The following is a 22,514-nucleotide window of genomic DNA, read 5'->3' on the forward strand; positions in this document are numbered from 1 at the left end:
TTGCCTTTATCGGGCGACTGGCCTATCCACTCCCGGAGCCTTCCCCGGTTAAATTGACGCTTTCGTCAATTTAACCGGGGAAGGCTCCGGAATAGGGGAGTGAAGATGCGCGATCTTGCAAATTTCAAGGGCTGCCCGGCGCCGAAGCCGGTTACGCTGAAAGGCCGTTTCGTCACCGTCGAGCCCTATCGCCGCGAGGAACATCTCGATGCGCTGTGGGACGGGCTCGGCGGGATGGGCATCAACCCGCTGCTTCTTTATTTTTCGCAGGATGATTTCTCGGGCATCGAGGACTTCGCCAACTGGCTGGAAAACGTCTACACCAAATCCGTGTGGCTCACCCATATCTTTCGTGACAACGCCACCGGCAAGGTTGTCGGCATGGCGAACTACATGCGCGCCGACCCGGCAAACGGCGTCGTCGAAATCGGCGGCGTGGCTCATGGTCGCGAGATGAGCCGTTCACCGCTGTCCACCGAAGCGCACTACCTGATGGCTAAGCATGTTTTCGAGGACCTCGGCTATCGCCGCTACGAATGGAAATGCGACAATAAGAACGAGGCGAGCAAGACGACGGCACTGCGCTACGGCTTCAGCTTCGAAGGGGTGTTCCGTCAGCACATGATCTCCAAGCATCGCAACCGCGACACCGCCTGGTTCTCGATGATCGACGCCGAATGGCCGCTGATCAACGATGCTTTCGAGGGCTGGCTTTCGCCCGAAAATTTCGACGCGGCCGGCAATCAGATCCGCCGCCTGCAGGATATTCGTGCCGATCTGGAAAAGGAAAGGCTCGCGTGAGCCCGGAAAGCCGCTCGCAGGCGATCGCCGCCGCTATCATCCTGCTCGGCGCCGGCCTCGTCCTTTATTTTATGCCGACCATCGTTCTCTGGATCGGCAATTTCTCGCCGACGCTGGGGATCCTCGTCGGCATCTGCTTGATCATGGCGTTTTTTGCCGTCTTCTGGCTGCGGGCGCGCTACCAGCGTCGCAGAGATAGACAGTAGTCTAGGGGCGTCCGGGCACGGAGCCCTGAGGGTGTCTAGCCTTGCAGCGAAGCTCCGAGCAGGACGGCGCCCATCAGGATGACGAGCAGGGCGCCGGCGATTTCAATGGCGTTGCCGACCCAGACCGAAGCCGTCGAGCCGCGTCCGGAGAGACGGACCGCCGCACCTTTGGCGGTGACGGCAAGCGTCGCGAGCACCGAAACCGTGATCGCCGTGCCGAGCGACATGGCGGCGACCGAAAGCGCGCCGCCGAGATAGAGGCCGTTCAGCAGCGAGAAAGTCATGACAAGCAAAGCCCCGGAGCAGGGTCGAAGGCCGACCGCTACGATCGCCGACCAGGCCTCTCGAGCGCTGAACCTGTCGCCGGCGAGCAGGGCCGGATCAGGAGCGTGCGTATTGCCGCAGGTCTCGCAGACCATGCCGGGAACGAAGCTGTGGCCGGCCTTCACGGCCTGCGCCTTGCCGTTGAAGGCATAGGCCTGGCGTTCGGCTGCGTTATTCTTCCAATCCAGCATCATAGACACCGGACCGGCCGACGTCGCCACCAGCCGGCGGCGCGGCAGATGGCTTGCCATCGAACGCAGTTTGCGGAACAGCAGCCAGCCGCCGAAGAGGATGACCATGACGAAGCTTATGATTTCCATGGCATGAGTGGCTGTCGTCAGCGTAATGCCGGTGCCGCGCAGCACCAGCCAGGCGCCGGCGACCAGCGCCACAGCGACGACGCCCTGGATGAAAGCCGAAATGAAGGAAATAACCACGCCGCGCTTCAGCTCGACCTCGTTGGCGATCATGTAGGAGGAGATGACCGCCTTGCCGTGGCCGGGGCCGGCGGCATGGAAGACGCCGTAGGCGAAGGAAAGGCCGACCAGCGATGTCAGCTGCCACGGATCCTCCCGCATTCCCTTCAACGCACCGGTCAGTGCCCGATAGAAGGCCTGCTGTTCGTAGTTCACGTAGAGCAAAAGCGGCGCGAGAGGCCCGCCCGTCGGTTGAAAACTCGGTTCGGCCGTGCCGATGCCGAGCGGCGATTGCGCCTGGGCGAGGCTTGCCGCCGTCAGGAGCGCGAGCAGTGCTGCGGAAAGGACGAGAGACGGGCGTTTTATCAGCATGTGACCTCCAGCCGTGTGGCGAAGAGTTTGGACATGTTGGTGCCGGTGGGGTCATTGAAGAAGGCGTCCGTCAGCGACTGCTTGTTTTGCGAGATCACCTCGTCGGCATCCGGCCTTACCACCTGGTGCTTGCAGGCCTTGAAGCCGTCGCCCACCGTTGCCAGCTCGTTGTCTGTGGGGAAATCGATCGACGTATAGAGCGTCGGATCGTAGACGCCGAAGGTAAGCCTGCCCTTGAGCGGCATCTTCTCAGCCGGCTTGACCGCAAAGAACATCAGGAGCTGGCCGTTCTTATAGTCGACATGGATGATATCCGGCTGCTGGACGGTGATGCTCTTCCCGTTGATCGTCAGGTTCATGTAATAATCGTAATCGGCAAGCGATTGCTTCACCGTTTTGCCGACCTGCGCGAGTTCGTTCGGCTCCAACTTCAGATCGGTGTTCTTGTCGAAATCCATGACGACCGAGGAGGAAAAGACCTCGTCGAAGCGCCAGACATTGCGCAGTTCCTCGACACTGCCGTTAGCGCCGGCCACGACTTCGAGCCGCGCTTCCACGAAGATGTGCGGGTGCGCAAAGGCGGCGGCCGGCGCCAGCGAAAGAAGCGCGGCGATCAATGGTATGGATTTGTTCATGCGTCTCGCTGCCTTATTCGCTCGACCCGAGTTCTTGCCAGAAATTGGGACGGAATTGGGACCGGCTTGTCGTTTGAATCCCGATCGGCACCGCTCCATCGTCCGACCGGACCGGTCTTGCCGTGCAGATCTCACGGATGCTTTTTGAACCAGTTGTGCAGGTAATCGACAAAGATCCTCACCTTGGCCGGCAGGTAGCGCCGGTGCGGGTAGACGGCATAGATGCCGCGGTCGGTCGGAATGTAATCGTTAAACAGCGTCACCAGCTCGCCGCTTTCGATCGGCTTGCGGGCGATGAAATCAGGAATGAGGGCGATGCCGATGCCGGCGAGGGCAGCGCGTAGCGTCGCGTGCGGGCTGTTGACCTCGATCGGTCCCGAGACGGCGACGGCGAAGGTTGTGTTGTCCGGATTGTGGAAGCGGATGCTGCCCTGGGTGCGTGAATTGGTATCGACGATAAAAGGAAGATTGGAAATGTCGCTTGGATGCTCGAGATCGGGATGGCGCTCGAGAAAGTCCGGGGTGGCGCAGAGATGGACGCGGAAATCGGAGATCTTGCGGGCGATCATGCCGGAATCTTCGAGCTTGCTGATGCGGATCGCCACGTCAAAGCCTTCCTCAATCAGATCGACGAACCGGTCATCGGCGGCGATCTCCAGCGAAAGGTCCGGGTTCTCGCCGGCGAAATCGATCAGCGACTGGCCGACGTCGGCGTCGACGAAGGTGCGGGGAACGGAGACGCGCAAACGGCCCTTCAGCTGTGCATTGTTTTCGCGCACGAGATCGGCAAGGTTGTCGATCTCCTTCAAAATATCGGAGGCGCTGCGATAATAGGTGTGGCCAGCCTCCGTCATGGAGAACTGCCGGGTGGTGCGGTTGAGCAGCAACGCTCCGAGCTCGTCTTCCAGTTCGCGCACATATTTGGACAGCAGCGCCTTCGAGCGGCCGGTGCGCCGGGCGGCGGCGGAAAAGCCCTCAGCCTCGACGACATCGATGAAGGCGCGTATGCGCGTCAAAGTATCCATGGTGCGTTCCTAGAACTGTTTCGGAACATTGAACAAATTGGCCCGTCCTGTTCAATTATTTTTTTGGCCACAGGATCAAAAAATCGCTTGATTATGAAGGCGAATATTCTTATCTCCCAGTCAGCCCAAAGTCGCACGTGCCCATGGGTGTCCGCCGAGCCCTCGAATTGGTGAGGAAATCGGTAAGGTACCTGGAATTAACCCCTCCAGTCGCTATTCCGGCCAACCGGAAAATGCGAGGACGCCTGAAGCAACGACGGTGCGGGCCTTTTTGTTCTCTCCCTGCTTTCCATCAGCGGGGGTTACTGAAGAGGCACACCATCATTGCCGGAAGTGCGGTTGGGATTCTCCCTCCAATCCATGGCAGACAAAGCCGAACTTACACCGCGTCCGCGGCGTTGGTTCACTATCCGCGCATCGAGCGCTTGCTATGGTTCCGGGGTCTCCACCGGCTGGTTCCAATGCGAGTTCTCGTATGCCCTTTGTCCTCCGGTTCATGCCGGAGCTCTGGAATTGGAAGAGGGAACTGATATGACCACCCAGCGCATCCGCGACTTTCTCGCAACCCGACGTCCCGACGGTCCCTGCCTTGTGGTTGACCTCGATGTCATCAGAGACAATTTCCACGCCTTCCGTCACGCCATGCCGGATAGCGCCATCTACTACGCCGTCAAGGCCAACCCGGCTCCGGAAGTGCTGAAGCTGCTCGCCAACCTCGGCTCCAATTTCGATTGCGCATCCGTTGCCGAAATCGAAATGGCGCTCGAAGCCGGTGCGACCGCTGCCCGCATCTCCTATGGCAACACGATCAAGAAGGAGCGTGATGTCGCTCGCGCGCATGCGCTCGGCGTCAGCCTCTTTGCGGTCGACAGCCACGAGGAAGTCGAGAAGATCTCGCGTGCAGCTCCCGGCGCCCGTGTCTTCTGCCGCGTGCTCACCGATGGCGAAGGCGCCGAATGGCCGCTGTCGCGCAAGTTCGGCTGCGTTCCGCAGATGGCCGTCGACGTTCTCGTCTACGCTCATCAGCTCGGCCTGCAGTCCTACGGCGTCTCCTTCCATGTCGGCTCGCAGATGACCAAGGTCGATGCCTGGGATTCGGCTCTCGCCGATGCCAAGCGTGTCTTCGTCCAGCTTGCCAAGCAGGGCATTCACCTGCAGATGGTCAACATGGGCGGCGGCTTCCCGACCAAGTATCTGCGCGACGTTCCGTCCGCGGAAGCTTACGGCAAGTCGATCTACCAGGCGCTGCGCACGCATTTCGGCAACCAGATCCCGCAGACGATCATCGAGCCGGGTCGCGGCATGGTCGGCAATGCCGGTGTCATCAAGGCGGAAGTCGTGCTGATCTCCAAGAAGTCGGACAATGACGACGCCCGCTGGGTCTTCCTCGACATCGGCAAGTTCGGCGGTCTCGCCGAAACCATGGACGAGGCCATCCGTTACCCGATCCGCACCGAGCGCGACGGCGACGAGATGGAGCCCTGCGTGATCGCCGGCCCGACCTGCGACTCGGCCGACGTGCTGTATGAAAAGAACCTCTATCCGCTGCCGCTGTCTCTGACGATCGGCGACGAGGTCCTGATCGAAGGCACCGGCGCCTATACGACGACCTACTCGGCAGTCGCTTTCAACGGCTTCGAGCCGCTGAAGGCCTACGTCATCTAAGGTCTTGTTTCTGCTCGCCCCGGAACCAGCCGGGGCGGCAATCCACAATTCTCCGAAGTCACCGTCTGAAACGGTTTTGAGTGCGGGAGGCCACGATGGCCGCTGTTCTTGATTCTGTCCGCGCATTCTTTGCGCCCTCCATTTTCACCATCGACGCCGAAAATCCGTCGGATGTCGTCGCGCGTGAAAACCTGCTCGATCGCGTCATGGGCACTGACCGCCGCAAGAAGTCGTCGGAGAAAATCCGCCGCAACCGTATTCCGGCCGAAGGACTTGCGCTGGTCGCGCGTGACCGCGCTGGCCATCTGATCGGCACGGTGCGGCTCTGGAACGTCGAGGCCGGCGTCAACGCCGAAGGCACGCCGATCAACGCGCTGCTGCTTGGTCCGCTGGCCGTCGATTGCCGTCATGGCGGCAAGGGCGTCGGCTCGGCCCTGATGCGCGCGGCGATCCTCGAGGCGAAGAACCGCGGGCATGGCGCCGTCCTGCTCGTCGGCGATGCCGCCTACTACGAGCGTTTCGGCCTCTTCGCCGAAAAGGCTCGCCATCTTGTCATGCCGGGTCCGTTCGAACGTTCGCGCTTTCTCGCGCTTGAGCTCACCGAAGGCTGGCTCGACGGCGCGGCCGGCATGATTGTCCCCTCGGGACGCATGCTGACCAGCGCGCCGGTTCGCCGCGCAGCTTGAGCTGCGCGCCCACCGGTGGTGATAGGGAACTTTCCCGCCGGTATCCGCGCCGCTGATCACGCAGGCAGGCGGGCCTGACCTGATTGCGGCGCGGATTGTCTTTCCAGCAGAGGATGAGCGCAGGTAGCGGCTCACCAGCAGACACGATCGCGTGAAAAGTGCCATGGGCACACGAAGATGCTGCGGCGATCCTATCATGCGCCGCATGATCCGGATTTTTTCCCTTCTGCTTTTTTTCTGCCTGCCGTTTGGCGCGACGGGCCTGGCGTCCGCCCAGAGCACGGCGTCCGCCGCCGGGCTTGGTCCGCGGCTCGACGAAGCGGCGAGCGATCCGGCACTGTGCGGGGGGCTTGACCGCAGCGCCGGCAGGGAAAACCGCCGATCGTTCAATTCTTAACGAAGGCTCCAATCAAACCGCAAAATGCTTGCTGTAGGTTCCGCCACCAGAACCTCGGAAAAGCGCCATGCTACTGGATCTCAGGACGATCTATTTCATTGTTGCCGTAAGCTGCTTCGTGCTGGGCATTCTCCAGCTCGCAGCCTATGCGACCGGGCGCTTCGAGAGGTGGCCGCTTTGGTGGGGCTTGAGCAACCTCTTCGTCGGTGTCGGTTCCTTCCTCGTCGCGCTGCGCAATCTCGTTCCCTATGCGGTTTCGGTCGACGGCGGTAACATCGTCACCATCATCGGCTATATGCTGATGTTTTTTGCCGTGCGCACCTTTTCGGGGCGGGTTTTCGACCAGCGCATTTTCTGGCTTGCCATCGTTCTCGTCAGCGTGCCTGTCGTGCTGATCGTCAGCGATCCCGCAGCGGTCTCGGCAAGGCTCCTCTACGTCTCCGTCATCTGCTGCCTTTGCGATCTTGCGGTCGCAAGGGAGGCGATCAGCATCGTCCGCCGCGAGAAACTCTATTCAGCCGGTCTGCTGGTCGGCCTCTATGTCTGCACCGCCATGATCTTTGCGGTGCGCAGCATGCTCGCGGCAACCGGCGAGATCGGCGGGCCGGATCCATTCGGCGGCAGCGTGGTTCATAGCTGGATGGCGGTATCGGCGGTGGCTTTCATCATGCTGCGCAGCATGGCCATGGTGCTGATGGCGGCCGAGCGCAGCCGCAATCAACTGACCGAACTCGCCCATCACGATCCGCTGACCGGCGCGCTCAATCGGGGCGGCCTTGCCCAGCATTTACCCGCTCTCGCTTCCCAGCCGATATCACTGCTGATCATCGACATCGATCATTTCAAGCAGCTGAACGACAGGCACGGCCACGCCGCCGGCGACGACATCCTGCGGCTTTTTGCCAGCATTTCCAAGGGTGTCATGCGCTCAAGCGATCTGCTCGCCCGCCAAGGCGGGGACGAGTTCCTGGCGGTGCTGAAAAACATCTCACAGGAAGATGCGATGGCGATTGCCGAGCGCATTCGTCTCGACTTCGCCGCCGCCGCCATGCAGCGGCCGGATCTCGCCGTCTTTCCGACGCTCAGCATCGGCGTCGCCACGCGGAGAGGCGGCGGAGATTTCGAACGGCTCTTGCACAAGGCCGATGAGGCGCTCTATCGCTCGAAGCGCGAAGGCCGAAATCGCGTCGAAGCCTTTTGGGAAAACCAGCAAGCGGCATAGCGCATGGGCGCGACCCTGTAGGGATACCCTAGATATTCTGATCCATCGTCTCGGCCGGGATTTCGTCGGCACGGTGGATACGAACGACGGCGGCCGGCACGCCGGCGACCGTGCAATGTTCGGGGACCGGCTTCAGCACGACGCTGCCGGCAGCGATTTTGCTGAAGGCGCCGATTTCGATATTGCCAAGGATCTTGGCGCCCGCGCCGATCATGACGCCGTGGCGGATCTTCGGATGACGGTCGCCCGTCTCTTTGCCGGTGCCGCCGAGCGTGACGTTCTGCAGGATCGAGACTTCGTCCTCGATGACAGCCGTTTCGCCGATGACGATGCCCGAGCCATGGTCGAGCATGATGGCAGCGCCGATCCGCGCTGCCGGATGGATATCGGGGCCGAAGACCAGCGAGGCGAGATTGGCGAGCCATGTGGCGATTTCCGGGCGACCGGCTTTCCAGAGTGCGTGGGCGATGCGATGGGTCTGCAGCGCATGGAAGCCCTTGAGGTTCAGAAGCGCGTGCAGAAACGTCATGCAGGCGGGATCACGCTCGCGCACGGCGGCGAGATCTGCCTCGACTTTCCGCATGATATCGTCCTCAAGCGTAGACAGGATGAGATCGAACAAATCGCCGGTTTCAACTTGCGGCACCGAAAGCCGCGCGGCCAGCACGCGGGCGAGGATCTCACGGCTGCCGGCAGCGTCCGTCACCTGCTCCGCAAGCAGCCGCCGCAATATCGGCTCGCGCACGGCAAGCTCGTTCGCCTCGGCGCGGATCACGGACCAGATGGATACGTCGCCCGAGGATTGCGGCTGTTGCTCGGCCAAGCCGAGGCCGGTCGATTTCGGCATTGACGTTTCCTCCGTCAGCCACGGCGCGGGCAATGCCTGCGTGGATTTTCATGTTTCTCCCGGCCAAGGCATTTGGCAAGCCCGATCTTCTAACCGGACGGTTTCAGGCTGAGCGTCGGTTTGGGAAGACGGCGCCAATGATAGAGCACGTCAGGCTCTTTTTCCTCGTTGTCGGCGCCGTCGGTCTCTTCCTCGGCGGTAAAGCCATGCCGCTCGTAGAAAGCGCGTGCGCCTGTGTTGCGCTGGAATGTCCAGAGCCGGATCTCATTCATCTCCTTCCTGGCGCAGCCGAGGAGGAGGGAGCCGATGCGGCAACGCGGCCTCAGGCCGAAATGTCGACGACGCCGCAATCGCCGGCTTCCGAGGCGAAAGCAAGCAGCTTGCCGTCCCTGCTCCAGCTCATCGCCGTGATCGCGCCCTTGCCGGGGCGGCGCAGCAGCGCTTCCTTGTTGTCGGCAACGCGAACAGCGAGGATCATGCCGTCAACGAAGCCGATGGCGAGGATATCTTCCAGCGGATGGAATTTCACCGAGGTCGCCATGATGTTGGCGCGGGTGCCGAGTTCGAGCGGCGCCTTGCCCATCGGCCCGTCCTTGCCCTGGAAAGGCCAGACGATGGCCGCCGGCGCGCCCGAGGAGGCGAGCCATTTGCCCTTGACCGACCAGGAGAGGGATTTCACCTTGGAGGGGTAGCCGGTCATGCGCATGTGGCGGGCTTCCGCGCCGGGTTTGCTGTCGAGCTTCCAGCCATGCAGGGCGTTTTCCTGCATCGAGGTGACGAGGAAATTGCCATCGGGGGAGAAGGTGACGGCGGTATGCGCGCCCTTCCATTCGAGGTCGACCGGTTTGGCGCTCATGCCGACCCAATGCAGCGACACGCCGTTGTAACGGGCAGCCGCGATGCGCAGACCCTTCGGCGCGAAGGCGAGGCCTTCGACCGTGCGCTCCTCCGGAAATTCCTTGGTCGTTCCGTCGGCAAGGCGCACGAGCGAACTTTTGCCGTAGGAATAGGCGATGGCGCCTTGCGGGCCGGCCGCGACCTGCGAAATCCATTTGCGCGGTGCGGTCGCGAGTTCGCTGACGCTGCCGTCGGCGGCGATGCGCAGGACCTTGCCGTCCTCGCCGCCGGAGATCAGGCTTTCGCTATAAGGATCGCGGATCGCGGTGAGCATGCCCTGATGGGCTTCTGAAACCCTCTCGCCGCCGTCCAGCCGGTGAAACGTGCCGTTTGCGCTTGCGAAGAAGGGAACATCAGCTAAAAATTCGACGGCCAGAATGTGGCCGTCGAGATCAAGCGGCGCAACTGTCGGCATCAGGCGGCTGCCTCGCAGGCCTTGAACGAAGCCTCGAGTTTTTCGCGGTCGAGATCGCGGCCGATGAAGACGAGACGGCTTTCATGCTTCTCGCCATGCTTCCACGGACGCTGGTGATCACCCTCGATGATCATGTGCACGCCCTGGACGACGTAACGCTGGGGATCGTCTTTGAAGGCGATGATGCCCTTGAGGCGAAGAATGTTCGGGCCCTGCACCTGGGTGACTTTCTGAATCCACGGGAAGAAGCGCTCGGGGTTCATCTCGCCGCCGCGCAGCGACACCGACTGCACCGTCACATCATGGATCGCCGACATCGCGCCATGATGATGGTCGTGCCCATGATGATCGTGATCATGGCCATGATGGTGGTGGTGGTCGTGATCATGATCGCAATCCGGGCCGCAGACGTGGTCGTCATGGCCGTGTTCCAGGAAATGCGGATCGTTTTCGAGCGCGCGCTCCAGGTTGAAGGCGCCCTGATCGAGCACGCGGGCGAGATCGACGCCGGAGCGGCTGGTCTTGTAGACGCGGGCAGCCGGGTTGATGGCGCGGACGATGTCTTCGATCACATCCAGTTCGTCCGGGGTCACGAGGTCGCTTTTGTTGATGACGACGACGTCGGCGAAGGCGATCTGGTCTTCGGCCTCGCGGCTGTCCTTCAGGCGCAGCGGCAGGTGCTTGGCGTCGACGAGGGCGATGACGGCGTCGAGCTCGGTCTTGGCGCGAACGTCATCGTCCATGAAGAAGGTCTGGGCGACCGGTACCGGATCGGCAAGACCGGTCGTTTCGACGATGATGCCGTCGAAACGCCCGGGGCGGCGCATCAGGCCTTCGACGACGCGGATCAGGTCACCGCGCACCGTGCAACAGACGCAGCCGTTGTTCATCTCGTAGATTTCTTCATCCGACTCGACGATCAGGTCGTTGTCGATGCCGATTTCGCCGAACTCGTTGACGATGACCGCGTATTTCTTGCCGTGGTTTTCGGAGAGGATGCGGTTGAGCAAGGTCGTCTTGCCGGCACCGAGATATCCGGTGAGCACGGTGACGGGAATAGGCTTCTGGGTGGAGATCGCGTCGGTCATGAGAACCTCTAAATTAGGCGTACGGCCGAACGGCTAGGGATCGGCCGCTTGAGCGGTTGGTCTCATATAATGGCATGGGCACGGCAGTTCAAAGGATTTTATATGTTATAAGATCACATCGCCGCCCGATGCGGATGATCGCTTTTCAACGGAGCTCGCCGAGGTCGAATGCATCGACATCCTCCAGAAGTTCCACCAGCCCCTTCACCGCATGGGCAATCAGCGCCTCGCCTTTTTCGGCCGTCGCAGCCGCGGCATTGCCCGCCACGCCTTGTTTGTTGAGATCCGACATCTTCCAGCCGAAGGCATGCGGGCCGTAGGCGCGCAGGTGCTTGAAACGGGTGACGAATTCCGTCTGCCGCGAGGGAAAATCCTCAGCCTTTGCCATGTCTACCTTGTCGGGGTGAAGCGCCAGCATGACCGAGGTCTCGATATCGCCGCCATGGATGCCGATCGCCTTTTCCTCCGGTGCAATCACGCCATCCGGCAGGCCGAAGCGGGTCCAGCTCGTCGCCACAGCCAACATGGCAAAGCGCTCCCGCGCCTCGGTTGCGACGATGGTCATGAGGGGCGAATTGCCGCCATGGGCGTTCAGCATCACGAGTTTGCGGATGCCCTGCTTCGCCAGCCCTTCGGCAATGCCGAGCCAGCGGTTGACCGCTTCGTCGAAGGCGAGCGTCTTCGTTCCTTCAACATCCATATGCTCTATGGAGTAACCGACCGATTCGGCGGGCAGGAAGGTGACCGACAGTCCGGCGGGCAGGGCCATTTTCAATCTTTCGGCGATGCCGTCGGCAATCAGCGCATCGGTTTCGAAGGGCAGGTGAGGGCCGTGCTGCTCATGGGCACCGAGCGGCAGCACGGCGATCGGGCGGTGTGCGCCGGGGGCGCAAACCGAGCCGCTGTCGTCGAAGCGGGGCGAAGGCGTCATCATCCGGTCGTTGCCTCTTGTTTATGACGAGATCATGGGCAATGTCATATCGCAGCGGCGTCGGGGCTTAAAGATCAAAGGGATGGCTATGGGAAAGAAGCATAAGGACGGCAAGAAGAGCAAGTCCAAGAAGAAGGACCAGACGGAGTACACGCTCGTCGATCTTTCTCCGGCGCTCACCCAGGCGGCCCGTTCCATGCGCACGGTGCTCTCGCGCAACCTGTTCGAAAGCGGTCTCTATGCCGGGCAGGACGGGGTCATTCTCTCGCTCGCCGAGAGCGATGGCATGACGGCGGGCGGTCTTGCGCAAAAGCTCGGCGTCAAGGCGCCGACGATGACGCGCACCATCGGCCGCATGGAAGCGCAGGGCTTTCTCGAGCGCAAGCCCGATGCCGAGGATGCGCGCCTCACCAAGGTCTATCTCACTGCGCTCGGCCGTGACAGCGTGCGGGCGATCGAAATGGCGGCCTCGGCCTGCGACAGACTGGCGACCCAGGAATTTTCAGAAAAGGAAATCCGCAATCTGGTTCGCCTGCTGAAGGCGATCGACGCCAATTTGCAGGCGGAAGCGCATGCCATCGAAGAGCCGGACGAAGACTGAAATTTCTCCTGAAAGACGAATTGCTTCCGCTGGTTAAATCTTTTAATTAAACAGTTTAAGGGCTGCGCCGTTTCCGGCGTGGTCTTACTGTCTTGCGTGCTGCCTGGAGGAGGACACGTGGCCCAGAAGATCAAGCTTTCGACAATTGCCGAGACGCTCGGCATTTCAACGGCGACCGTGTCGCTCGCCTTGCGCGACAGTCCGCTGGTTGCCGGCAATACGCGGGAGAAGATCAAGGAGCAGGCGCGCGCGCTCGGCTACATCTACAATCGCCGTGCCGCCAGCCTGCGCACCTCGCGCTCCGGCATCATCGGCGTCGTCGTCCACGACATCATGAATCCGTTCTACGGCGAGATCCTGAAGGCGATCGAAAGCGAGCTCGACCGCAGCCGCCATACCTTCATCCTTTCCAACCATTACGACAATGTCGAGAAACAGCGCACCTTCATCGAGACGCTTCTGCAGCTCGGCGGCGACGGTGTGATCATGTCGCCGGCGATCGGTACGCCGCCGGAAGATCTGCAGTTGGCGGAAGAGAACGGCATGCCGGCGATCCTCGTCGCCCGCTCAATGGACGGTCTGGAGCTGCCGACCTATCGCGGTGACGACAGCTATGGCATCTCGCTCGCCACCAACCACCTGATCGGTCTCGGTCACCGCTCGATTGCCATGATCGGCGGTACGGACCAGACATCCACCGGCCGCGACCGCTATCAAGGCTATGTCAACGCGCTACGCAAGGCGGGCATCGAAGTCGATCCGAATCTGCGCATTCCCGGGCCCCGCTCGAAGCAGGGCGGTTTCGAAGCGGCGGTGCATTTCCTCTCGCTGCCTCAGAAGCCGACGGCGGCCGTTTGCTGGAACGATCTCGTCGCGATCGGCCTGATGAACGGCATTGCCCGCGCCGGCCTGGTGCCGGGCCGCGATATCTCCGTCACCGGTTATGACGATCTCGAGGAGGCCTCGATTGCCACGCCGGCGCTGACAACCGTCTGGAACGGTCAGACCGAAGTCGGCCGTCTGGCCGCGCGCGCGCTTCTCGACCGTCTTGCCGGCAGCCACGAACCTGATGGCATGCATCTCATTAAGCCGGAAATGCGCATCCGCCAGTCGACCAGTCCCCATCGGCCCCGCGCCTGAACCACCCCGTCCAAGAGGAAAAGCCATGTCCCGCATCGCCATTCTCGTTCCCGGGAAGATACACGAACGTGTTCTCGAAAGGCTGAAGGATCGTTTTGAGATCATCGCTGTCGCCCGCGAGGAAAAGCTGGCGCTCGACAGCGACACCGCCGGCCGCATCCGCGGCGTCGCCGTCTCCGGCGCTTTTCCCGGCGCCTGGATGGACCAGTTGCCTGGCGTCGAGGTGATCGCCAGTTTCGGCGTCGGTTATGACGGCATGGATGTGAAGTGTGCGGCCGAAAAGGACATCGTCGTCACCAATACGCCAGACGTTCTGAACGACGAGGTTGCCGATACGGCGATCGGCCTGCTCCTGAACACGATCCGAGAGCTGCCGCGGGCCGAAGCCTGGCTGCGTGCCGGCAACTGGAAGCCGGGCACGGCTTATCCGCTGTCACGTTTCTCGCTCAAGGGCCGTCATGTCGGGCTCTACGGCCTTGGCCGCATCGGGCTCGAGATCGCCAGGCGGCTGGAGCCGTTCAAGGTGAAGATCAGTTATCACACGCGTTCGCGCCATGCGGACGCGCCCTTCGATTATCACCCGACGTTGAAGGGATTGGCGGAGGCGGTGGACACGCTGATCGCCATCGTTCCGAAGACGCCGCAGACGCATAAGACGATCGATGCCGATATCCTGGCCGCTCTTGGTCCGAACGGAATTCTCGTCAATGTCGGCCGCGGCTGGACGGTTGATGAAGAAGCGCTGAGTGCCGCCCTCGCATCAGGCGCGCTCGGTGCGGCCGGCCTCGACGTCTTCTACGAAGAGCCGACGGTGCCAGCCGATCTGCTTACGGCCGAAAATGCCGTGCTGTTGCCGCACGTTGCCTCGGCCTCCGTGCCGACGCGCATGGCGATGGCCGATCTGGTCGCTGACAATCTCATCGCTTGGTTCGAGAAGGGGGCGGCGCTGACGCCGGTGCCGGAGACGCCGCAAAAAATCCAGCGCGACTGAGCTCGACTGCCTCCTAGGCGGTCGCCGGTGCCGTGATAACCGGGCGTTTGCCGGCGGCGTAGCCGCGGACTGCGTCGCCGAAGGCGGCAAACAGCCTGTTCGACGCATTGTCGGTTTCGGCCCAATATTCCGGATGCCATTGTACGCCGACGGCGAAGGCCCCGGCATCGATAACGGATACTGCCTCCACTGTGCCGTCTTCGGCGGTGGCTTCCACCTGCAGGCGCGGTGCGGTTCTGGCGATCGCCTGGCGATGCAGAGAGTTCACGTGGATATCACCCGGGCCGAGAATGCCTGATATGCACGAGCCTTCCTTGACATGGACGGTCTGGCGGATGGCGTACATGCCGTCACGGTCGACGCCCTCCGGTCGGCGATGGTCCCAGACGCCGGGCTGCTCGTGGATCTCGCTTGCCAGCGAGCCGCCGAGAGCGACATTCAGTTCCTGAATGCCGCGGCAGATGGCGAGCAGCGGGATGGCACGGTCGATGGCGCGGCGAATGAGCGGCAGACTGGTGGCGTCGCGCGCGGGGTCGAAGGGGCCGTCCCGTTCAGTCGCTTCGGCGCCATAAAGCGCGGGATGCACATTGCTGGCCGAGCCGGATACCAGCAGGCCATCGACGCGGTCGAGTATCGCGTCGGTATCGTAGCCTGCCTCGAAGGCGGGGATCATGAAGGCCATGACGCCGGCCGCATTCAAGGCGGCACGGAGATATTGATGCTGCACGGCATGCCAGGTCGCGCCGTCGAAGCTGCGGATATCGGCAGGAATGGCAACGATCGGTTTCGTCATGTTTGCACCGGTAAAATCTTCTGCTCGTCGTTTTTGCCGCCAGAACGGCGGTGAAGTCAACGCTTGGCTTTGTCAGATGACCAATTGCGCCGCAAACGGCACCGCGGTTCCGGGGCTCGCGCTAAGCTGCTGATTTTGATGGACGCCTCGCGCGCTCCCTATTGCTATCCTGATGCCAAAGGCTAATAGACTAAAGCTTGAATCGCGGCCCCCTCCATGCTTAGCTCTGCCCTCGCTGCGGGTAGGGATGGATTGGCCGCGCAGTGCCATCTATACGGGAGGTTTTTTGATGGATCGTCGTTCGTTTTTCAAAAAGGCGGGAACCGCCGGCGCCGGCGCGGTTGCCGCAACGGCGCTGGCGGCGCCTGCGATCGCGCAAGAGAATCCGAAGATCGCATGGCGTATGACGTCGTCGTTTCCGAAGAGCCTGGACACGATCTATGGCGGTGCCGAAGACATCGCCAAGCATGTTGCCGCCGCGACCGACGGTAATTTCACCATCCAGCCTTTCGCGGCCGGTGAAGTCGTGCCGGGCCTGCAGGCTGTCGATGCGGTGGCCGCAGGGACCGTCGAGGCAGCCCACACCACCTCCTATTATTTCGTCGGCAAGGATCCGGCCTATGCCTTCGGAACAGCCATCCCGTTTGGATTGAACAGCCGCCTGACCAACGCCTGGTTCTACGAAGGCAATGGCAATACGCTGATGAACGAGTTCTACGCCACGCAGGGCATGTATGCCCTGCCGGCCGGCAATACCGGCGCACAGATGGGCGGCTGGTTCCGCAAGGAAATCAATACGCTTGACGATCTGAAGGGCGTGAAGATGCGCATTGCCGGTCTTGCCGGACGCATCATGGAGAAGGTCGGCGTCGTCCCGCAGCAGATCGCCGGCGGCGACATCTACCCGGCGCTTGAAAAGGGCACGATCGATGCGGCCGAGTTCGTCGGTCCCTATGACGACCTGAAGCTCGGCTTCCACAAGGTGGCGAAATACTACTATTACCCGGGCTGGTGGGAAGGCGGCCCGACGGTGCACGCCTTCTTCAATCTGGATAAATGGAGCAACCTGCCGAAGCATTATCAGGCAGCGCTCACCGACGCCTGCGCCTTCGCCAACACCAACATGCTGGCGAAATACGACATGAAGAACCCGACGGCGCTGAAACAGCTCGTTGCGGAGGGTGCGACGTTGCGCCCGTTCAGCCAGGAGATCATGGAAGCCTGCTTCCAGGCGGCAATGGGCATCTACGGCGAAATTTCGGCCAACAACCAGTATTTCAAGAAGATCTACGAGGATCAGACCGCCTTCAAGCGCGACGCCTATCTGTGGATGCAGCTTTCGGAATACACCTTCGATACCTTCATGATGATCCAGCAGCGGGCCGGAAAGCTCTAGCTTTCCGCGACCGGCATCGACGCTGTAGGCGAATGCAAGCAAAAACCCCGGATCGTTGATCCGGGTTTTTTTTGTTCGGCTATTTGGCAGGCGCCGGCGGGGCGCCCGGCAGGCCGTTCAGCGGCGGCAGGGTGAGGCCCGGTATCTGCGGCGAGCCGTTGCCGCCGCCCACCGGCGGCAGGCCGAGCTGGCCGCCAAAGCCCGGCACTTCGATCTTGATCGAGTTCGGATCGACCTTGGGCCCATGGTCCAGCCAGTAGGTAACCGATTGCGGCCAGAAGATCACGATCGCCACCAGGATGATCTGCATGCCGACCCAGGGCAGGGCGCCCATGTAGATATCGGAGGTCTTGACGTCCTTGCTGGCGATCGAGCGGAGGTAGAACAGCGCAAAGCCGAAAGGCGGATGCATGAAGCTGGTCTGCATGTTGACGCAGATCAGGACGCCGAACCAGATTAGGTCGATCCCAAGGCTGGAGGCGACGGGCGCGAGCATCGGAATGACGATGAAGGCGATCTCGAAAAAATCGAGGAAGAAGGCGAGCACGAAGATGAAGATGTTGACGAAGATCAGGAAACCGACCGGGCCGCCGGGAATGCCCGACAGCATGTGCTCGATCCAGCGCGAACCATCCATGCCCTGGAAGACCAGACTGAAACAGGTGGAGCCGATCAGGATCATCACCACCATTGACGTAATATGGGTGGTCGACGTCATTGCTTCGCGGATCAGCGGCCAGGTGAGACGGCGGTTCATGGCTGCCAGCGCCATGGCGCCGACGACGCCGAGCGCGCCGGCTTCCGTCGGCGTCGCAAGGCCCATAAAAATCGTACCGAGCACGAGGAAGATCAGCACGATCGAGGGCACCATGCCCATCAGCACCTTCGCCAAAAGCGCCCAGTTGAAGTCGCCGCGCACCTCTTTCGGCAGCGGCGGCATCGATTTCGGCTGGATGATCGACATCACCAGGATGAAGAGCACGAAAATCGTCACCTGCAGGATCGAGGGGCCGATGGCGCCGAGATACATGTCGCCGACCGATCTGCCCAACTGGTCGGCGAGAACGACGAGCACGAGCGAGGGTGGGATCACCTGGGTGATGGTGCCGGAAGCGGCGATAACGCCGGTGGCAAGGCGCGGGCTGTAGCCATAACGCAGCATAATCGGCAGCGAGATCACCCCCATGGTGATGACGGAGGCGGCTACCGTGCCGGTGATGGCGCCGAGCACGGCACCGACAAGGATGACGGCATAGGCGAGGCCGCCGGGAATGCCGCCGAAGAGCTTGCCGGTGCCTTCGAGCAGATCCTCGGCAAGGCCGCAGCGCTCTAATATCGCCCCCATGAAGGTGAAGAAGGGAATGGCGAGCAAGAGGTCGTTGGAGACGATGCCGAAAAAGCGCAGCGGCAGCGCTTGCAGAAAGGCTTCGCTGAAATGGCCGGTGACGATGCCGATGATGCCGAAGAACAGGCCGACGGCGGCGAGTGAAAAGGCGACCGGAAAGCCGTAGAGCATGAAGATGACCATGCCCAGGAACATGGCCGGCGGAATGATGCCGAAATCAAACAAATCTGTTCCTCCCGGGAGCGCTACTGCAGCGGCTTTTCGTATTTGGTGTCGATGCTGATTTGACCGGTCAGCGCTGCGATCCGCTTGATCAGCTCGGAAACGCCCTGGAGGGAAAGCAGCGCGAAGCCGGCGACGAGCATCAGCTTGACAGGCCAGCGGATCAGCCCGCCGGCATTGCCCGATATTTCCCCCTGCCGGTAAGAAAGAGCGAAGAAGGGCCAGCAGAGCCAGGTGAGGAAGACGCAGACGGGGATGAGGAACAGGATGAGGCCGACGATGTCGATCCAGATCTTCGCCTTGTCGGACACTGCGCCATAAATCAGGTCGACACGAACGTGCTCATTGTTGCGCAGCGCATGCGAGGCGCCGAGCATGACGACGAAGGCAAAGAGATACCACTGTATCTCAAGCCATCCGTTCGAACTGTAGTTGAAGGTGTAGCGGACGACGGCATTACCGGCGCTGATGAGACAGCAGAACAGGACCATATATTCGGAAAGTTTGCCCATGATCCGACTGACCGAATCAATCAGCCGGCTTGCCGCCAGAAGTGTCGACATTCGTTTCCCTTGTTCTTGTCCTGCCATTTTTCGGCAGCGTTCCCTCTTTGGCATCGGTGTAGACCACGGCTTTTGAAATTGGAAGGATAAATGCCTCGCGTTGGAGCATAGTCCAAGTCGCAACGCGCAGCCTGTATGGTTCGCCAATGTTTTAACAACCCCAGCGTGGATAAATTATTTTCCAAATCTCGCTGGTAGGCTGCATTATCTCGCGTAGGCTGTGGTGTTCATCCGCTGGTTTTAGAAAATTTGACCAAATGTTTGATTCGATTGAAATCAATTTTTAAAAGGTTGGGCTTAGAATCCCCGCGCACAGGGAAAGTGTGGATGAAGCCAGATAACCCGAACAGGGTCCCTATTGATGTGTATTTGTCGTTTGTGAGCTCCCTTTCCGGGAACCGCATGACGCTTCTTGTCGGCGTGATCGTCCATGTCGCGACGTGCCTCGCAGTGGCTGCCAAGACGCAGTACTCCCTCTACATCCTGCTGTCGGTCGCCTTCCTTCTGGTCTTCAGCGCTCGCATGGCCATCTTCCGGCAGTTCGATCGTGTCGACAAGCAGAGCCTGTCGCGCGCCGGAATCGAGCGTTGGGAGCGGATTCTTGTCGCGGCCGGATCCTGCACCACCGCACTCCTCGGCATCGCCAGCGGCTACGCTATCTTCGTCGTGCACGATTCCTTTGCGGAGCTTGCCTGCATTTCCGTCACCATGGCGACCATGGTTTCGGTTGTCGGGCGCAACTACGGCTCGCGCTTCGCGGTCGACCTCCAGACGGCCTTCTGCTGCCTGCCGATGATTGTCGGCAGCCTGCTGGCGATGGATTTCTATCGGGGCGTGCTGTCGATTTTTCTTATCCCCTTCTGGCTGACGACGCGGGCGATGGCGAACGGCGTGCGCGAGTTTCTGTATGAGAATGTTATCGCACGCCGGGAAATCACCATCATCGCCGATCGTTTCGACACGGCGCTCAATAACATGCCGCATGGCCTCGTCATGGTCGATGCCGAAAACCGCATCCAGGTCGTCAACCGCAAGGCCTGCGAACTGCTGAAAATCGGTGCGCCGGAGCGACTGAAAGACCGCGATCTTGGCGCCGTGCTGCGCTATGGCGCACGCTACAGCTTCATGGACGCCTCACAGCCGGAGCTCATCCTGCGCCAGCTCACCCAGGTGGCCGAAGGTAACCTGTCGCGGACGCTCATTCATTTTCCCGAGGGCCTGTCGCTCGAATTCTCCGCCAGCCGCAGGGCCGACGGTGGCGCGGTGCTGATCTTCGAAGACGTATCCAGCCGTGTGAAGGCCGAGCAGAAGATCATGCACATGGTCCGCTTCGATGCGCTGACCGGCCTGCCGAACCGCGAATATTTCGGCCAGCTGGTGCAGGAGTATCTCGCCAAACATCCGAGGAAATCCGGGCCGCTTGGCTTTATGGTGCTCGATATCGACGAGTTCAAACACGTCAACGACATGCGCGGTCACGTCACCGGCGACCATCTGCTTTGCGCCATCGCCGCCCGCATCAAACAGGTCTGTGGCAACGCCATCCTCGGCCGGCTGATGGGCGACCAGTTCATCCTGTTCTTCCCGCATGCGAAGGAGCTGGCCTCACTCGACCTCGAGATCCGTCGCGTGCACGCTGCGATCCAAGGCCATTATGAGGTCGACGAGCTGACCTTCCTCATTTCGCTCAGTGCCGGTTACGCCATTCTCGAAAGTTCCGCTTTTGCGATGGACGAATGGAGCGTCAAGGCGGATCTTGCGCTGTTCGAGAGCAAGTCGCGCTTCAAGGGCGGCATATCCGGCTTCGAACGCGAGATGGACGGGCGCTATATCGAACAGCAGAAGCTGAAAGCAGACCTTCGCGAGGCGGTCGCGGCGCAGGCGCTGCATCTCGTCTTCCAGCCGATGTTCCGGGCTGATGGTTCGCGCATCGAATGCGCCGAGGCGTTGGCGCGCTGGGTGCATCCGGAGAAGGGCTCGATTCCGCCTGATGTCTTCATTCGGCTCGCCGAGGACATGGGCATCATCTCCGACATCACTCGTTTCGTGCTGTTCAAAGCCTGCAGCGAATGCATGACCTGGCCGGAGCACATCGCCGTCTCGGTCAACCTCTCGGCGCGGGATTTGCGCGATGCCGACATTCTGTCGGTGGTCGCCGACGCGCTTGCCCATTCCGGGCTCTACGCGGCGCGGCTGCATCTCGAAGTCACCGAAAGCTGCCTGATCGACGAGCCGCAGGCTGTGCGCGCCATCCTGGCGGAACTCAGAGCCCGCGGCATCACCATCGCGATCGACGATTTCGGCACCGGCTTCTCCAGCCTGAGCTATCTCGATACGCTGCCGCTCGATATCGTCAAGATCGATCGTTCCTTCGTGCGTAATATCGTCGAGGATACCCGTCGCCTTAAGCTCTTGCGCGGCACGGTCAACCTCGCCAGGGAACTCGGCCTCAAGATCGTCATCGAGGGGGTTGAGACCGAAGAGCAGCTCGCATTGCTCAACAAACACCGCAGCACCGATCTGGTGCAGGGCTATGTTTTCTCGCAGCCGGTGCCCTCCCAGAACATCCCGCTCCTACAACAGGGCGTCGGCCGCCGCGTCGTCCAACGTCGCCGCCACAAGGTCGCCTGAGCACTCGGCAGCCGCCGATTTTCCTTGTGACACTCCCCCGCCGTTAACCTTAATACTTTATAAACGAACCGAATTATCGGATTTCCTTGCCTAAATCTCGCTGGCGTATGATTAATGATCCGTTAACGAGTGGATCAAAATATGTCAGACACACTGTTCACGCGTAGTGATTTCAGTACGAAAATTTTGGAAATTCTGGATCAGGTCGAATATCGCCGTGTCGAAAGCAGCGAAGACATGGAGGAGGTGGAGCGGCTGCGCTACAAGGCCTACAAGGCCCATGGCGCGCTGTCGCTTGCCCCGGCAGGCCTATTGGACGATGTCGATTTCGACAGCCATGCTTATATCTTCGGTCTCTACTATTATGGCGAACTGGTCAGTACGATCAGACTTCACTATGTGACGCCGGAGCATCGTATCAGCCGGTCCGGAGAGGCCTTTCCCGAGGCGATGGATGAGCTTTTGGACGCCGGGCTGACCTTGATCGACCCGGCGCGTTTCGCGGCCGATCCGGAGCTCACCGCCAACCTGCCATGGGTTCCCTATCTGACGCTGAGACCCGCCATCGTCGCGGCAGCGTATTTCCGGGCTGACCGGGTTATTCAGTCCGTCCGGCCCCCGCATGCCGCCTTCTACAAGCGGGTCTTCTATGCCGATACCATTGTGCCCAGCCGACTGGCGGAGAGTTACGGCGTTGACGTTACACTGATGGCGACGAATGTGGTGGAGGTCGGGCGCAAGCTGTTGACGCGCTATCCCTTCTTCATCTCCAGCGCCAGCGAACAGCGTATGATGTTTTCGCGCACTCCCCACGACACGCTGCCGCCGCTTACCATCATCCCGACGGCGCGCTTCGTGCCGCAAGGTGAACTCGGCACCGACCTGCCGCTGTAATTTCTCCTGCT

At 61.1% G+C, this 22,514-nt stretch carries 22 protein-coding genes and 1 pseudogene; 12 read left to right on the plus strand and 11 right to left on the minus strand.

Annotated elements, in window-relative coordinates; translation table 11 throughout:
• The first annotated feature begins 105 nt into the window (after nucleotides 1-105).
• A complete protein-coding gene (locus GGD53_RS07890) occupies nucleotides 106-801 on the plus strand; it encodes a GNAT family N-acetyltransferase (protein WP_184454935.1) in 696 nt (231 codons plus the stop codon).
• A complete protein-coding gene (locus tag GGD53_RS07895) occupies nucleotides 798-1,007 on the plus strand; it encodes a hypothetical protein (RefSeq protein WP_184454936.1) in 210 nt (69 codons plus the stop codon). The genes GGD53_RS07890 and GGD53_RS07895 overlap by 4 nt, the downstream gene beginning before the upstream one ends.
• 35 nt (nucleotides 1,008-1,042) lie before the next feature.
• Here the strand turns inward: GGD53_RS07895 and GGD53_RS07900 are convergent, their stop codons facing one another.
• The 3 genes from GGD53_RS07900 to GGD53_RS07910 all read right to left on the minus strand — a co-directional run bounded on the left by GGD53_RS07900 (nucleotide 1,043) and on the right by GGD53_RS07910 (nucleotide 3,779).
• Nucleotides 1,043-2,119 (minus strand): nickel/cobalt transporter, encoded by a 1,077-nt coding sequence (locus tag GGD53_RS07900; RefSeq protein ID WP_184454937.1) that lies wholly within the window; start codon nucleotides 2,117-2,119, stop codon nucleotides 1,043-1,045.
• Nucleotides 2,113-2,754 (minus strand): DUF1007 family protein, encoded by a 642-nt coding sequence (locus GGD53_RS07905; RefSeq protein ID WP_184454938.1) that lies wholly within the window; start codon nucleotides 2,752-2,754, stop codon nucleotides 2,113-2,115. Before GGD53_RS07905 ends, GGD53_RS07900 begins: the two co-directional genes overlap by 7 nt.
• A 131-nt stretch (nucleotides 2,755-2,885) precedes the next feature.
• On the minus strand, nucleotides 2,886-3,779 hold the full coding sequence (locus GGD53_RS07910) for a LysR family transcriptional regulator (RefSeq protein WP_064805022.1): 894 nt from the start codon (nucleotides 3,777-3,779) through the stop codon (nucleotides 2,886-2,888).
• 531 nt (nucleotides 3,780-4,310) lie between these two features.
• Here GGD53_RS07910 and odc2 point away from each other — a divergent pair.
• From odc2 to GGD53_RS07930, 4 genes are all read left to right on the plus strand, one after another.
• Nucleotides 4,311-5,444 carry an ornithine/lysine decarboxylase gene (gene odc2 / locus GGD53_RS07915; RefSeq protein WP_085860485.1) on the plus strand — a complete coding sequence of 378 codons (1,134 nt, stop codon included), beginning with the start codon at nucleotides 4,311-4,313 and terminating at the stop codon, nucleotides 5,442-5,444.
• A 95-nt stretch (nucleotides 5,445-5,539) separates the two neighbouring features.
• Nucleotides 5,540-6,130 (plus strand): GNAT family N-acetyltransferase, encoded by a 591-nt coding sequence (locus GGD53_RS07920; RefSeq protein ID WP_184454939.1) that lies wholly within the window; start codon nucleotides 5,540-5,542, stop codon nucleotides 6,128-6,130.
• Between the two features lie 196 nt (nucleotides 6,131-6,326).
• On the plus strand, nucleotides 6,327-6,527 hold the full coding sequence (locus tag GGD53_RS07925) for a hypothetical protein (RefSeq protein WP_246717719.1): 201 nt from the start codon (nucleotides 6,327-6,329) through the stop codon (nucleotides 6,525-6,527).
• 67 nt (nucleotides 6,528-6,594) lie between these two features.
• Nucleotides 6,595-7,749 carry a GGDEF domain-containing protein gene (locus tag GGD53_RS07930; RefSeq protein WP_184454940.1) on the plus strand — a complete coding sequence of 385 codons (1,155 nt, stop codon included), beginning with the start codon at nucleotides 6,595-6,597 and terminating at the stop codon, nucleotides 7,747-7,749.
• 28 nt (nucleotides 7,750-7,777) lie between these two features.
• On the opposite strand, the gene cysE is transcribed toward GGD53_RS07930, so the two are convergent.
• The 5 genes and pseudogenes from cysE to GGD53_RS07955 form a co-directional block, all read right to left on the minus strand.
• Nucleotides 7,778-8,596, minus strand: a complete 819-nt coding sequence (gene cysE / locus GGD53_RS07935; RefSeq protein ID WP_184454941.1) for a serine O-acetyltransferase — start codon at nucleotides 8,594-8,596, stop codon at nucleotides 7,778-7,780.
• An 89-nt stretch (nucleotides 8,597-8,685) separates the two neighbouring features.
• Nucleotides 8,686-8,904, minus strand: a pseudogene (locus GGD53_RS07940) (GNAT family N-acetyltransferase); the annotation flags it as partial.
• Between the two features lie 14 nt (nucleotides 8,905-8,918).
• Entirely contained in the window at nucleotides 8,919-9,908 is a 990-nt protein-coding gene (locus GGD53_RS07945) for a WD40 repeat domain-containing protein (protein WP_184454942.1), read from the minus strand.
• Nucleotides 9,908-10,996, minus strand: a complete 1,089-nt coding sequence (locus GGD53_RS07950; protein WP_184454943.1) for a CobW family GTP-binding protein — start codon at nucleotides 10,994-10,996, stop codon at nucleotides 9,908-9,910. Before GGD53_RS07950 ends, GGD53_RS07945 begins: the two co-directional genes overlap by 1 nt.
• Nucleotides 10,997-11,141: 145 nt before the next feature.
• Nucleotides 11,142-11,930 carry a creatininase family protein gene (locus tag GGD53_RS07955; RefSeq protein ID WP_184454944.1) on the minus strand — a complete coding sequence of 263 codons (789 nt, stop codon included), beginning with the start codon at nucleotides 11,928-11,930 and terminating at the stop codon, nucleotides 11,142-11,144.
• A gap of 85 nt (nucleotides 11,931-12,015) precedes the next feature.
• Between GGD53_RS07955 and GGD53_RS07960 the strand changes: the two genes are divergently transcribed.
• The 3 genes from GGD53_RS07960 (at nucleotide 12,016) to GGD53_RS07970 (ending at nucleotide 14,659) form a co-directional block, all read left to right on the plus strand.
• Entirely contained in the window at nucleotides 12,016-12,528 is a 513-nt protein-coding gene (locus tag GGD53_RS07960; protein WP_088396205.1) for a MarR family winged helix-turn-helix transcriptional regulator, read from the plus strand.
• 117 nt (nucleotides 12,529-12,645) lie between these two features.
• Nucleotides 12,646-13,668, plus strand: a complete 1,023-nt coding sequence (locus tag GGD53_RS07965; RefSeq protein ID WP_184454945.1) for a LacI family DNA-binding transcriptional regulator — start codon at nucleotides 12,646-12,648, stop codon at nucleotides 13,666-13,668.
• Between the two features lie 25 nt (nucleotides 13,669-13,693).
• On the plus strand, nucleotides 13,694-14,659 hold the full coding sequence (locus GGD53_RS07970) for a 2-hydroxyacid dehydrogenase (RefSeq protein ID WP_184454946.1): 966 nt from the start codon (nucleotides 13,694-13,696) through the stop codon (nucleotides 14,657-14,659).
• A 13-nt stretch (nucleotides 14,660-14,672) separates the two neighbouring features.
• Here GGD53_RS07970 and GGD53_RS07975 read toward each other — a convergent pair whose 3' ends face one another.
• A complete protein-coding gene (locus GGD53_RS07975; protein ID WP_184454947.1) occupies nucleotides 14,673-15,452 on the minus strand; it encodes a gamma-glutamyl-gamma-aminobutyrate hydrolase family protein in 780 nt (259 codons plus the stop codon).
• 289 nt (nucleotides 15,453-15,741) lie between these two features.
• Between GGD53_RS07975 and GGD53_RS07980 the strand changes: the two genes are divergently transcribed.
• Entirely contained in the window at nucleotides 15,742-16,848 is a 1,107-nt protein-coding gene (locus GGD53_RS07980) for a TRAP transporter substrate-binding protein (protein WP_088396208.1), read from the plus strand.
• Nucleotides 16,849-16,927: 79 nt separating this feature from the next.
• On the opposite strand, the gene GGD53_RS07985 is transcribed toward GGD53_RS07980, so the two are convergent.
• The gene (locus tag GGD53_RS07985) at nucleotides 16,928-18,418 is read right to left on the minus strand and encodes a TRAP transporter large permease (RefSeq protein ID WP_184454948.1); all 1,491 of its coding nucleotides are present in this window, start codon (nucleotides 18,416-18,418) and stop codon (nucleotides 16,928-16,930) included.
• A 20-nt stretch (nucleotides 18,419-18,438) separates the two neighbouring features.
• Entirely contained in the window at nucleotides 18,439-18,978 is a 540-nt protein-coding gene (locus GGD53_RS07990; RefSeq protein WP_184454949.1) for a TRAP transporter small permease subunit, read from the minus strand.
• Nucleotides 18,979-19,305: 327 nt separating this feature from the next.
• Between GGD53_RS07990 and GGD53_RS07995 the strand changes: the two genes are divergently transcribed.
• Both GGD53_RS07995 and GGD53_RS08000 read left to right on the plus strand, forming a co-directional pair.
• On the plus strand, nucleotides 19,306-21,609 hold the full coding sequence (locus GGD53_RS07995) for a putative bifunctional diguanylate cyclase/phosphodiesterase (protein ID WP_184454950.1): 2,304 nt from the start codon (nucleotides 19,306-19,308) through the stop codon (nucleotides 21,607-21,609).
• Nucleotides 21,610-21,750: 141 nt separating this feature from the next.
• Nucleotides 21,751-22,503, plus strand: a complete 753-nt coding sequence (locus GGD53_RS08000; protein WP_184454951.1) for an N-acyl amino acid synthase FeeM domain-containing protein — start codon at nucleotides 21,751-21,753, stop codon at nucleotides 22,501-22,503.
• Nucleotides 22,504-22,514 lie beyond the last annotated feature (11 nt).

The sequence above is a fragment of the Rhizobium aethiopicum genome, from assembly GCF_014197535.1.
Classification (GTDB): Bacteria; Pseudomonadota; Alphaproteobacteria; order Rhizobiales; family Rhizobiaceae; genus Rhizobium; species Rhizobium aethiopicum_A.

Excerpts from the sequence above, each read along its gene's own strand:
- GGD53_RS07890 (WP_184454935.1), top strand. The coding sequence starts at position 106 with ATGCGCGATCTTGCAAATTTCAAGGGCTGCCCGGCGCCGAAGCCGGTT.
- GGD53_RS07900 (WP_184454937.1), bottom strand. The coding sequence starts at position 2,119 with ATGCTGATAAAACGCCCGTCTCTCGTCCTTTCCGCAGCACTGCTCGCG.
- GGD53_RS07905 (WP_184454938.1), bottom strand. The coding sequence starts at position 2,754 with ATGAACAAATCCATACCATTGATCGCCGCGCTTCTTTCGCTGGCGCCG.
- GGD53_RS07910 (WP_064805022.1), bottom strand. The coding sequence starts at position 3,779 with ATGGATACTTTGACGCGCATACGCGCCTTCATCGATGTCGTCGAGGCT.
- odc2 (WP_085860485.1), top strand. The coding sequence starts at position 4,311 with ATGACCACCCAGCGCATCCGCGACTTTCTCGCAACCCGACGTCCCGAC.
- GGD53_RS07920 (WP_184454939.1), top strand. The coding sequence starts at position 5,540 with ATGGCCGCTGTTCTTGATTCTGTCCGCGCATTCTTTGCGCCCTCCATT.
- GGD53_RS07925 (WP_246717719.1), top strand. The coding sequence starts at position 6,327 with ATGCGCCGCATGATCCGGATTTTTTCCCTTCTGCTTTTTTTCTGCCTG.
- GGD53_RS07930 (WP_184454940.1), top strand. The coding sequence starts at position 6,595 with ATGCTACTGGATCTCAGGACGATCTATTTCATTGTTGCCGTAAGCTGC.
- cysE (WP_184454941.1), bottom strand. The coding sequence starts at position 8,596 with ATGCCGAAATCGACCGGCCTCGGCTTGGCCGAGCAACAGCCGCAATCC.
- GGD53_RS07945 (WP_184454942.1), bottom strand. The coding sequence starts at position 9,908 with ATGCCGACAGTTGCGCCGCTTGATCTCGACGGCCACATTCTGGCCGTC.
- GGD53_RS07950 (WP_184454943.1), bottom strand. The coding sequence starts at position 10,996 with ATGACCGACGCGATCTCCACCCAGAAGCCTATTCCCGTCACCGTGCTC.
- GGD53_RS07955 (WP_184454944.1), bottom strand. The coding sequence starts at position 11,930 with ATGATGACGCCTTCGCCCCGCTTCGACGACAGCGGCTCGGTTTGCGCC.
- GGD53_RS07960 (WP_088396205.1), top strand. The coding sequence starts at position 12,016 with ATGGGAAAGAAGCATAAGGACGGCAAGAAGAGCAAGTCCAAGAAGAAG.
- GGD53_RS07970 (WP_184454946.1), top strand. The coding sequence starts at position 13,694 with ATGTCCCGCATCGCCATTCTCGTTCCCGGGAAGATACACGAACGTGTT.
- GGD53_RS07975 (WP_184454947.1), bottom strand. The coding sequence starts at position 15,452 with ATGACGAAACCGATCGTTGCCATTCCTGCCGATATCCGCAGCTTCGAC.
- GGD53_RS07980 (WP_088396208.1), top strand. The coding sequence starts at position 15,742 with ATGGATCGTCGTTCGTTTTTCAAAAAGGCGGGAACCGCCGGCGCCGGC.
- GGD53_RS07990 (WP_184454949.1), bottom strand. The coding sequence starts at position 18,978 with ATGTCGACACTTCTGGCGGCAAGCCGGCTGATTGATTCGGTCAGTCGG.
- GGD53_RS07995 (WP_184454950.1), top strand. The coding sequence starts at position 19,306 with ATGAAGCCAGATAACCCGAACAGGGTCCCTATTGATGTGTATTTGTCG.
- GGD53_RS08000 (WP_184454951.1), top strand. The coding sequence starts at position 21,751 with ATGTCAGACACACTGTTCACGCGTAGTGATTTCAGTACGAAAATTTTG.